The 12,052-nt window shown below is 35.3% G+C and carries 8 protein-coding genes; all 8 read right to left on the bottom strand.

The annotated features are described in order from the left end of the window. Positions 1-12: 12 nt before the first annotated feature. Genes JCM12304_RS00450 through JCM12304_RS00420 form a run of 8 tightly spaced genes read right to left on the bottom strand, consistent with a single transcriptional unit; the run spans position 13 to position 11,974 of the window. Positions 13-1,449, bottom strand: a complete 1,437-nt coding sequence (locus JCM12304_RS00450; protein ID WP_060678183.1) for an acylphosphatase — start codon at positions 1,447-1,449, stop codon at positions 13-15. Between the two features lie 30 nt (positions 1,450-1,479). Then, entirely contained in the window at positions 1,480-3,126 is a 1,647-nt protein-coding gene (locus JCM12304_RS00445) for an acylphosphatase (protein ID WP_060678182.1), read from the bottom strand. 28 nt (positions 3,127-3,154) lie between these two features. Further along, positions 3,155-4,786 carry an acylphosphatase gene (locus JCM12304_RS00440; RefSeq protein WP_060678181.1) on the bottom strand — a complete coding sequence of 544 codons (1,632 nt, stop codon included), beginning with the start codon at positions 4,784-4,786 and terminating at the stop codon, positions 3,155-3,157. A 44-nt stretch (positions 4,787-4,830) separates the two neighbouring features. After that, complete coding sequence (locus JCM12304_RS19810) at positions 4,831-5,604, bottom strand: ATP-grasp fold amidoligase family protein (RefSeq protein WP_256200737.1); 774 nt, start codon at positions 5,602-5,604, stop codon at positions 4,831-4,833. Positions 5,605-5,642: 38 nt separating this feature from the next. Next, on the bottom strand, positions 5,643-6,278 hold the full coding sequence (locus JCM12304_RS19805) for a coiled-coil domain-containing protein (protein ID WP_256200736.1): 636 nt from the start codon (positions 6,276-6,278) through the stop codon (positions 5,643-5,645). Further along, positions 6,259-8,439, bottom strand: coding sequence for a glycosyltransferase family 2 protein (locus tag JCM12304_RS00430; protein WP_218185764.1), 2,181 nt, complete (start codon positions 8,437-8,439; stop codon positions 6,259-6,261). The genes JCM12304_RS19805 and JCM12304_RS00430 overlap by 20 nt, the downstream gene beginning before the upstream one ends. 1 nt (position 8,440) lies before the next feature. Beyond that, a complete protein-coding gene (locus JCM12304_RS00425; protein ID WP_157360408.1) occupies positions 8,441-10,378 on the bottom strand; it encodes a glycosyltransferase family 2 protein in 1,938 nt (645 codons plus the stop codon). 48 nt (positions 10,379-10,426) lie between these two features. Continuing rightward, complete coding sequence (locus JCM12304_RS00420) at positions 10,427-11,974, bottom strand: ABC transporter ATP-binding protein (RefSeq protein ID WP_019378056.1); 1,548 nt, start codon at positions 11,972-11,974, stop codon at positions 10,427-10,429. Positions 11,975-12,052 lie beyond the last annotated feature (78 nt).

The raw sequence follows: 12,052 nt of genomic DNA, 5'->3' as shown, positions 1-12,052 counted from the left end.
TTTTAAAATCCATTATTTAGTTCTAATCTCAAAACCTACCCTGATACGCTTATCCCATATATATTCTTCAACATTCTCAACTTTAGCTCTAAGTGGTCCTTCAAGACAAATATTTTTAAAATCATCTACTGTTTTTCTATCAATACCACCGACGACAACTACAACTTTACCGTTCTTTAAGTTTCTAGTATACCCACTTAAGTTATTTTGAAGAGCTTTTTTTCGTATCCAATCTCTATAACCAACACCTTGGACATTCCCTGAAGACACATACCTTTTAGAATACAATTCACCTTGAGGCGCTTGAGAAACTTCTACTTCTTTTATTGATCTACTCTTGATTAATTGAAGTATTGTTTTATGGTCGTAATAGATTTTATTCTGAGTTGATGGTGAACCCTTTGTCTGCGGAAAGTAATAATCAATTATACTAGCTGGTACATTTCTTGGTTCTCCGTTAAGCGGAAATACATGCATAGCAATATCTGCTGTAGCATTAATTTCAATAACAGTTGCTTTATCTTCATTAACAATCAGATCAACTCCAGCATGTAGTAGCCCAGGTATAGCCTTAACCGCTTCAATAGCAACTTTTTTAACTTCAGAGGAAATTTGATCTGTTATATCAATCGAGTCACCTCCGGCAGAAATGTTGCTTGTGCCTTTAAGATAAACAACTTTATCTTTTTCAGGTACATCATTTAAATCCATGTCTTGCCTTCGTAAGAATTCTTTCATATCATAGTCGATTTTAATGAGCTTAGAGGATAAACTAGGATTATTTATCCTCTCCTCATTTTTATTATGAATTAATTCCTCAATTGAACTAACACCGTTTCCCGTTATATTTGCTGGAAATCTACTTAATGCTGCCACAACTTGAGTTCCAACGACATATAGCCTAACATCATTTCCAGTTACATATTGCTCAAGAAGAAAATCTTTATAATCTAAGTTTTCACGTATATGACTAACACTATTTAGAAAATCTTGTTTTGAACGAATATCTGTTACTACCCCTTTTCCCAACGAGCCAAAGGTTGGTTTTATAACTAAAGACTCAGATAAGTTGGTAAATGAATCAAAAACTTTTCCCAAGTCCATTGATTCGTCAAATCTTATACTTTTAGGAGTAGGCACATTAGCTTGTTTTAGGTATTTTTTCGTTTCATCTTTATTTGAGGTAATCTCCACAGCACTGTTATTAACTTTATCTCCTCTAGATCTATAGAAAAAAAATATATCTTTGTCATCACCAAGAGAGAAAAGTTTTCCAATAGAATTAAAACCAACTAATTTTATATTGGTCAAATTTGAAGCGTCATAGTACCATTTTAAATTCAGCCCTCTTCTCCAACCTTCTAAAGCAACTAAATAAGCGTCCAAATTAAACCTTCTAATCCCACTTATCATTTCTTTAGTTAACCAATTAGGATGATTTTCGTTCATACTTGATCCCACCTTCAAAGTTTAAGATTTTTAAGATCTATTCCTTTTTACTAGCTGGCCAAATTTCCTAATAGGTACCGTAAATTTCCATGAAGTACTATTTAAGATGTGTTGATTATCTTTTTCTAGGCGTTTTTGTTGTTTAGTCATATGCTTTAAGTTCTTTTCCATTTTCCTTAATGCGTATTGTACCGATTTTAAATTTGAAGTATTATACACTTCTGCAATTTCAAATCCTATAGTAACTGGCTCGCTGAAATCTTCCTCAATAATATTTTGCACTTTAGAGTTTTGAGGGTATTGTTTAATTACTCCTTTAAAATCTTGAACATCTGATTTACTATTCCCAGCTACCACTATTTCAATTTCATCAAACACCATATTTTTTACATAACCATGTAAATTTCTATCTAATGCTTGTTTTTTCAACCATCTATGATAGCTATGACGTTGGACCATACCGGATACGACAAACCGTTTCATAACAAGTTCTCCTAAGGGGGCAGGAGAGACTTCCACTTCTAATGCTGATCTATTTTCTAATGGCTCTAAAACAGTTGGTAAATCAAAGTAAATTTTAGATTTACTTGTATCTATTCCTTTAGTTTCAGGGAAATAATAATCAATAATTGCAGCTGGAATATTGCGTGCTTTACCTTTTAAAGGATATAATATGCCACCTATCTGTGCAGTTGGATTAAGTTCTATTACAACTGCCGGAGCGTCTACTACCTTATTTTCGTTTACAATTATATCCACACCCGCATGATATAATCCCGGGATTGCTTTAATAGCATTTATAGCTATCTTTTTGAATTCCTCTGGAAGACTATCTGTAACGTCAATAGGGTCGCCTCCAGACGACACATTTGTTTTTTGTCTTAAGAATATTTGCTCCCCTTTTTTGGGTACACTATCCAACTTATAACCAACTGATTCTATAAATTCTAATATCTCTATATCCATATGGATTAAGCAACTATTTAATCTTGCATTTTTTTTACGTTCATTATTTTTTAACTCTATAAGTTCTTCTATGGTATGTGTGCCATCACCAATTATATTAGCAGGTACACGATTGTATGCTGCTATAACTTTATCTTCAATAACGTAAACACGATACTCTTCCCCTTTGACATACTGTTCAACTACTACTTCTCCGTACCCTAAGTCATGTCGAACGTACCGTACTGCTTTCAAGAACTCTTTATGATTTTTAATATTGGTTACAACACCATTTCCTAAACTAGCATTTGTAGGCTTTAAAACAAGTGGGAAATCTAATGTTTTACTATAATTTATGATTTCTTCATCTGTTGTTTCGCTACTAAATCCTTTCCCTTTTGGGACTGGTACACCGGCTTTTTCTAACCAAACCTTGGTATCATCTTTTTCAGATCCTAATTCGACTGCTTTATTGGTTACTTTATCTCCTCTGGTTCTAAAAAAGTAATGTGTCCTTTCTTCTGAACTTAGAGAAAATAACCTACCTGGAGGATTGACCCCGAAAATAACCATATCTTTGAAATGTTCTGAGTCCTTAGTATACCATTTTAGTTTTAATCCTCGACGCCAACCTTCTAGTGCAACAGCAAAAGCATCTAATCTTGTTTTTCGGGCATTTTTTACAATGTCATTTGGCAGTTGAGGCAGACTAATTCCTGTGTTTTCGTTCATCTTTCTTACCTCCAATAGATAATTATTTCTATTTACTCAATCTTTTAATGATAGCCCCAACTAGTCTTATCGGCTTGGTTGCTCTCCAAGAAAGACTTTCATAAAACTTTCTTCTTTGAACTTCTGCCTTTTTCATAGCGAGTTCAGTTTCTTCAAGCTCCTGCTTGTATAACTTTAATTCCTCTAATTGCGTCTTTAGGTCTGCTTTTATTTCAAACCCGACTTTAATAGGCTCATCATAAGTAGCTTCTTGAACCTCTATCACTGTTGCTCGCTCCTCATCTTCCCATAATCCATTTTTAAAGTCATCCACCATTTCAGGATCAGTACCAGCGACTACTACTTCTATATCCCCGTTCTCAAGATTCATAACAAACCCATGAAGATACCTTTCAAAAGCATGCTTTCTTAGACCACGGTGATACCCTAAGTCTTGTACTTCTCCACTAACTGTATATTTCTTAGAATATATTTTATCCATAGGTGAAGGTGTTACTGTTGTTACACTCGCATCTCTTGATTGCAAAGGGTCTAAAACATCATGAAAATCAAAAAATGTTTTTGTGCGATCCACCTTCATATTTTTTGTTTCAGGGAAGTAATAATCAATTATTGCCGCAGGTACATCACGGGACTTTCCACTCATAGGATACAGTATAGCTCCTATTTGTGCAGTAGGGTTAAGTTCTATAACAAACACTGCCTCATTAATATTCCTGTCATTATGAATAATAAGGTCAACTGCACCATGCGACAATCCATCTACAGCCTTTATTGCATTGATGGCTGTGTCTTTTACCACCTGAGGCAAAACATCTAGTACATCAATTGGGTCTCCCCCGATTGATATATTACTCTTGGCACTAAGAAATACTTGTTCATCTTTTTCAGGAACAGTTTCTAATGTATATCCTTTTCTACCAATGAAATCAATACATTCCTGATTAACAGTGATAGGACAGCTAACCAATCGAGGATTTAAACTTCTTTCCTCATTTTTCAACTCAATTAAGGCTTTTAATGAATTAACTCCGTCTCCAATAACGTTAGGTGGAATACGATTGATTGCCCCAATAACTTCATTTTCCACTACATAAAGTCGATATTCCTCCCCTGGGATATATTGCTCTATAATTACATCCTTATAATTAAGTTCAGTGCGAAGATAAGAAAGAGAATGCTCCAATTCACCTGAGCTTGTAATATTGGAAATTACACCTCTTCCAAAGCTTCCATCCGTAGGTTTTAATACAACTGGATAACCAATGGATGATGCATAATGAACAATTTCTTCATCAGTTTTCCCCTCAGAAAACTGCTTTCCTTCGGGAACTCTCACACCTGCATTTTGTAGTGTTTGTTTTGTTTTTTCTTTATCTTTTCCAATTATTACAGCTTCATTAGTTACTTTATCTCCTCTTGTACGGAAAAAATAGTGCGTTCTTTCTTTATAACTTAACGAAAATAACTGCCCTGGTTTATCCACAAACCATGTAAGCATTTCACTAAATTTTTCTGAATCCTTAACATGCCATCTAAGTGTTAACCCTCTTCTCCAACCTTCTAGTGAAAGCGCGTAAGCATCTAACAAGTTTCCATGTGCATCTGCTACAACCTCATTAGTAAGATGTGGCAGCCATTCCGTTTTATGATCTTCCATTGAATTTGTCCTCCTAAAAAACAAAACAGTTAATATATTATAATTTATTTAACTACAACTTCATTAAATTCACTAAACTTCTTTTCGTTTAAAAGGTCGTTTAGCAGTCGGCCTTGTGCATCTACAAAGAAATCCCCTAATAACTGATCTATCTCATCATTAAACTCGTCATAATTACCAGGTTTTGGAGTGAATTCTCCAAATACCAATCCATTCTCAGAACGAAGAAAATCTATCCTCACAAAAGGGGCTGGAATTTTAAGACTGATACTTGACGCTAATTCTAACTCTTCTTGAGTTACTCCGTCTCCCTTGTATAATTCCTCTTCATATTTTCCTGTTCTTATCCTTTTCCCATCAGCTGTCCACCAGCAATGTTTCCTTTCAGGGAAACGAGTTATCTCTAATATCAAACCAACCTTCCCATAAAAACAATAAAACTTGATGTCTCTTCCTGGTTTCTTTTCTTTTTCATTCTCAAGGATAAGTTCTTCTATAAACCAATCATTTTGCCTTACCCATCCCATCAAGATATCTTTTTTCATTCTATTTAGTAAGGTATCCCAACTATTAATTTGCTTTGATTGTTTAACATCTATTATATCATCACTTTCATAGATGAGATATACTCCACGGGAGCCTGCTCCATCTGTTGGTTTGATAACAGACATTTTTTTTCGTGGAAGTTCTTCTGCCCTATATGTCTCTGAGGAAGTCCAAGGAATGCGGACACCTAATACTTCCAAGAATTCATAAGCAGTTCTCTTGTCATCTAACAACCACTCTGGGAGGGAATCCACTAGCTGTTTTTGTCTCATTCTCATATTTAATGAGGCCCGAAAAGATGTGGCAGCCTTCAAGGGAATAGGTGAATCCGACAGCCCCCCCTTATCATGAATTCAGGTATTTCTTCTATTGTTAGACCAGATAAGGCTTTAGAGTATACAAAATTCCTATACTTATTCGGCTCATTTATAAACATTCTTGCAGAATATACAAGAGCATGTCTATAGTTTTCCTCGTGCTTGCTTTTCATTTCTAATATGTGGTCAATAAAGTTAATAATCTTTCCTTCATCTTTAAGGTCTCTTATCATTTTAGCTATCTGATAACTATTTATTTTCCGATCATCAAGCAATAATTCATTCACGGTGTCTTTTGTGCTATATAGCTCTTTTTGTGTTGACTCCAATTTCTTTTCTAGTTCACGAATGTATTGAATAGTTTGTTGCTTCTTGCTTCTACTAAAGAAACTAAAAATGTTACGTATCGGTTTAGAGAATCTCCACGTTTTGCTTTTTTCAATATCTTTAATTTTCTTTTCAAAACTCAGTTTTTCCCTTTTGGCCTTATTAATTTGAGCTTCCTTATTAATGATTTCTTTAATTAATTCTTGTTCTTTAGCTGTCTCTATGTGGAGAGAAGTGTCGACATGCTCATTTAGCTGTGGTCGCTCATTTGTATCTTTATTATCATAGTTTTTCAACGTCATCACTTCCTCCCAGCTCTATCTTATTACAAACTAACCAATTCTCCAGACGTTCAACGTGTGCTTCCGAGTTACTATTATTGGTTCCAATCCAATTCTCAATTGATAACTTAACTGAATGAAGATGCGGCTGTTCCGTTAGATCATTTCTAGCTTTCTTGTTTATAGGATACCATTTTCCCGTTTTACCTATATATTCTGCAATATTTCTCGAAAAGTGCCTAACATCGTAGTGAGGGACAATCTGGCGCTCACTTGCAGGGTCTAACATGACCAAGACAGAGTTGGTTCTGATTTCTGGTAGAAACTTTTCAATTTCATCAAAAATAAAAGGATACTTAATGATAAGTAATTCACTTTTAACTTTTTCTCCATAATGAAGAAGTTGCACTTTATCACCATCTACCAATTCCCTGATTTGATTGTTAATCAATAGCGGTAATTTAAAATTATAGCAACTTTTTTGAACTAACCCTGTCCGTAGTCCCTTTTTCTTTTGTAGGTTAATTTCCTCAATTGTTGTATGGAGAAGCTCTTTTGGCAATCTAAAGTCCGACAGAATAATGACATCAAATTGCCTTGCTCCTTTATTCTTCTTTTCCCTTTCAGGCCACATCGGTTCAGGTACGGGAAAAGGTCGAACAGATTGAGGATAGGAATAATAAAAGTCATCAGCTTTCTTATGGGATTCGCGATGAGCCTCAGCATATTCTTTTCTCACACCCATTAGGAAACCATTATATCCAAAAGAAGAGTTACCAGTTAATGATCCTATGGATTGAAGTGGGAACGATAACGGCCCTGTATTCAAATCAACAACACTTTTTTGTCCAAAGGCCGCTATAATACGCCGTTTAAATTCACTGTCAGCAGCAAAGCGGATACTGTCCCAAAAACCGACTTTTTTTAACACTGGTTTTCTTTTAAACATGAGTGAGGACATATTTGAAAAAACATAGGTTCCTGGAGTACCACGACGGTAAAATTTCAACTCTTCTGTTAATCTGGCATGTTCAGAAGTTGTAGCAATTACCTCATTATTATCTCTTAGGTACGTTGCTTGTATTTCGATTTTTTCAGCATGTGACCAATCATCCGCATCGTTAACTGTAACAAAATCTCCTGTAGCATTTTGTAGCGCTATATTTCTTGCTATATAGGGCCCACTATTTGTCGGTGTTGAATACAACCTAACTCTATTGTCTGTCTCAACATAAGATTGGATAATGGAAACTGTACTGTCTGTGCTACCATCATCAACAATTAAAACCTCCAAATTAGCCCAGGTTTGAGCTAATATGGACTCAATTGCAGTACCAATGCCCTCTTCTGCATTATATGAAGGGATTATTACAGTAACTTTTGGTATTGATTCTAGCTCTTTTTTGTCTCCTAAAGTCACTAAATCATTATAACCAGGGTTCTTCATTCCACCAAAGCCAATCGGTTGAATTCCATACATATTTAGTGCTTTATTTATCCAAGGAAGTTTTTCTTCAATATTGGGTTGAAGATTAGCTACAGCCAAATATAAATCTGGATGGTGACTCTTTTCTAACAAAGGAAAAATCAAATTTTTCCCCGTTTCTTGTTCATTTAATAAGTCGTAGCATTCTGATTGGATAATTGTAGCCTGTCTTAAGCGATCTTTATTAGGGTTTTCTTTTACTACTAGCTTCAAGTAATTTAGTGCTTCTTTAGCCCCTTCTTTTGTGTATTTATTGGCATACCACAACCCCAGTTCCCAAGCGATCGCCTGTTTCATGTACAAGTTAGTTGTTTCTTGATATATTTTTTCTAAATCCGCTATGGTTCTGTCTATAAAACCAAAATTATACAAGTATTTTTTATAAGGTTTAATTGCATTCTCAGCATTTTTCCTTTTATAATCTCTACTATAAAGTTGCTTTCTATTTCTTCTCCCAAGCAAATATGCAACCGTCGACCTAAAAAAAGATTTAACTAGTTGAGGAGTACGTATTAACTTCCAAAACTTACTATTCAACAGTTGATCATATTGGTGTTCTAAGGTGTATAATTTATCTTTTGCTCTATCTCTTTCTGCTCGAGCTGCTGGGAGTTTTTCAGTCAACTCTATCAGCTCCGTTGACTCCTCCAAATTCTTATCTTCATTATCTACAAGATGATCGTCTATATTGTTCACTTCAACAGTTCTCCCAATTTTCATCAGCTAAATTAATAACCTTTTTAATATCATTCTCCTGACTCCTCATACTTTCTCTAATATTTTCATTAAAAGCGTACCACTTACCCGGCGTACCAAAGTAAGTTTTCATATTTTCGCTACACTTTTTCAAATGAGAAATATCCTTTGGTGCTTGGGTAACAATAACTTTTGCTTTTTTTGTATGGACCTCAGGGATGTAAGTTTGCCATTCTTCTAGTACTAAAGGATTTAGAACGATCAAATCATCAGATGATATTTTCTCCCCAAATACAAGCATGTGAATTTGATCTCCATCAATCATATTACGTAGCTCTGGATGCACTTTTTTCGTTGCATTCAAATCGAATTGATGCATTTGTATGAACCCTATACGCTTACTTTTGCTTTTATTTTGATTAATAATATCCACTAAGTGACTGTCCATCACTCTTAAATCAGAAGCTATTACAACATCGAACACCCTTTTTCCTTCAATCTTGTTCTCTCTATTTGGCCACATGGGTTCAGGTACTGGAAAAGGTCGGGTGGTTTGAGGATATGGGTAGTATAAACTTTTAGCTTGTTTATGGTAATTCTCCAGACTGTCCACATATTCCCTACGTACTCCTTTAAAATAACCATTATAGCCAAAGGCAGAACTCCCTGTCAGCGAGGAAACGGACTGCCTCGGGAAAGATAACGGTCCAGTTTGTAAATCCACATAACTATCCTTACCAAATACCTGGATTAGGCGTCGTTTGAATTCACCGTCAGCAGCGAATCGTACACTGTCCCAAAAACCTATTTTCTCCTTTACTGGTTCTCTGCGGAACATGATTGAGGACATATTAGGGAAAATATATCTACCTGGTGTTCCTCTTCGGTATAACTTTAAATCACCTTCCGTTAATCTTGCGTGCTCGGAAGTGTTCGCGATAATATTTGGGTTATTAATTAAATGTTTAACTTGCTTTTCAATTTTTTCTTCATGTGACCAGTCATCTGAATCATTTATCGTTACATATTCCCCAGATGCCTCTTTTAAAGCTATATTCCTGGCAACATAAGGACCGCTATTAACGGGCGTAGAAAACAATTTAACTCGGGAGTCCTGTTCCACATATCCCTTTATCACTTCCGCTGTCTGATCCGGACTGCAATCATCTACAACTAGCAACTCAATATTTTGCCATGTCTGGGAGAGCATAGACTCAATAGCCGTTCGAATACCCTCCTCTGCTTTAAAAGCAGGAATGATAATAGAGACTTTCGGTCCCGTTTCAATTTTTTTGTCAACTGCTTCATTTCTAATATCATCATACGAAGGATTATTTCTTTTTGAAATAAAGGTAAGAGGTTTAATATTGTACATATCCATCGCTTTATTTATCCACTTTAAACGGTCATGAACTGTCTCCTCTTGGTTTGCTGCAGCTAAAAACAAATCAGGGTGCGGATGTTCCTTTAGCAACTGTTCAATAATTGTTCTACCTTCTATATTCTTGTTTAATATATCTAGACATTCCGCTTCAATGATAGCTATTCTACGTAACTGATCTACATCTTTTACTTGGTATCTTGCTGCTGGAATGTAATTCAATGCTTGTGTTGCTCCATCAGAAGTATACTTATTGGCATGCCATAAAACCAATTCCCATGCCGCCAACCGTCTAAGTGAAGGATCAGAAACATTGGTGTAAAAGTGCTCCAATTCGTAAAGACCTCTTTCCGTAAATCCAAGTCCATAGAGATAAAACCTGATCTGTTTCAGCTTTTGCCTAAGTTCATTTTGCTTACCATGCAATAATTTTTTCATCAAGTTTTTTTGTCGTTCCGAAAAAATATCGCCTATATTCTTCCTTTGTTTTTCAGAAAGAATGGTGTACATAAACCAGTCCACTGGTTGGGAGATTATATTCTTTACTCGCTGTAGCACTGATATTTCCTCCTTAAACAGCTAAAGTGATCACTTTTCTGTAACAGGTTAGTTCCCTGGTTGTTTTTTTACATTCACTTTCTTTTTAACACCCTGTGATTCTCTATATTTATCAACAGTTTCCTCTACATTTCCGTCAAAACGTATTTGTCCCTTTTCCATCCATATTGCTCTAGTGCATATTTGTTCTACAAAAGCCATACTATGTGTTACGATAATTACCGCTTTTGCACGAGCCATCATATCTTGGATTCGTTCACTTGCTTTTTGTTTGAACGCCATATCACCTGTCGACAGTGCCTCATCTATAATGAATATATCTGGTTGCAAAATAGCTGCAATACTAAATCCTAATCGGGATTTCATACCACTAGAATATTCTTTAACAGGTTTATCAATAGCTTTCTTTAATCCAGAAAATTCCACAATTTCATCATAATTGTCTTCAATTCTTTTCTTTGAAATTCCTAATAACATTGCATTTAAGTATATATTATCTCTACCTGATAAATGCGCGTTAAAACCCGTTCCATAACCAAGCAGAGCAGAGGTGTCGCCCTTGAGTTCAATATTGCCTTCATCCGGAGATAATATTTTAGTGAGCACTTTGCAGAGTGTGCTCTTACCCGCACCATTGTGGCCAATGATCCCTACAACTTCTCCCTCTTTTATCTCAAAGTTAACATCTTTTAAAGCCCAAAACTCTCCACTGCTTAAGTTAAAGGATACTCCTAAATTATTGGCTTTAATAATCGTGTTTTCCTTTACAATTGTCTGCGTTTTTTCCAGTTGCAAATTCCGATGCTTCCTTGGTGGTCTAGGCGGGACTGTAGCTTTGTAATTTTCTATAATTGTTTTTGGATCTCCGATTTCTCTTACAACGCCACCGTCTAACCACATTAATCTGTCACAATTACGCTGGGCGTATCTCAGACTATGAGTAACGATGATAACCATTTTTGCTTTTTTAACGAGTTCTTTCATTTTTTCTGCAGCTTTTCTACTAAATTTAGCATCACCTGTATTAAGTGCTTCATCTAAAATAAGTATTTCAGGCTGCAAATGAGAAGCCACACTAAATCCTAACCTAGCTTTCATTCCACTTGAGTAATATTTCATTGGTTGTTCAAAAAACTCTCCGAGGTCGGAAAAATCATGAATTTCTCTTATATAATAATCAATTAACTTTTTATCAATTCCGAGCATCATACCATTTAAATATACATTTTCGCGACCGGTTAATTCCTTATTGAAACCCATACCGAACGAAAACAAAGCTGTCACATTTCCATCTACATTCATTTCTCCTTTATCTTCTTGTAAAATACCGGCTATAATTTTACTAAGCGTTGTTTTACCGGCCCCGTTTGAACCGATTATCCCTAATATTTCGCCTTGATGTCCATTAAAGTTAATATCTTTAAGTGGCCAAACCTTTTGTATTTTACTTACCTTACCCCTATTTTTAATGAATCGTAATACACGAGACTTGTAGTCATCCTTATGTCTTCCTTCATAGAAAGACACACCTATTTTCTTTGCTTGTATAACATCTTTATTTGGTTTATTTACTATGGAGCTAGATTGTTCAGCCATATTTCAACCCTCTTTTTTTATCGATGTAGTCATGAAATAACTTTAATCATTGGAAAAAAGAACTTCAAACTCTGAAGT

The sequence above is a fragment of the Virgibacillus halodenitrificans JCM 12304 genome (assembly GCF_001310895.1).
GTDB lineage: Bacteria > Bacillota > Bacilli > Bacillales > Amphibacillaceae > Virgibacillus_Q > Virgibacillus_Q halodenitrificans.
The sequence above is the reverse complement of the archived record's forward strand: the minus strand, read 5'-3'. Positions and strand labels throughout refer to the sequence as shown.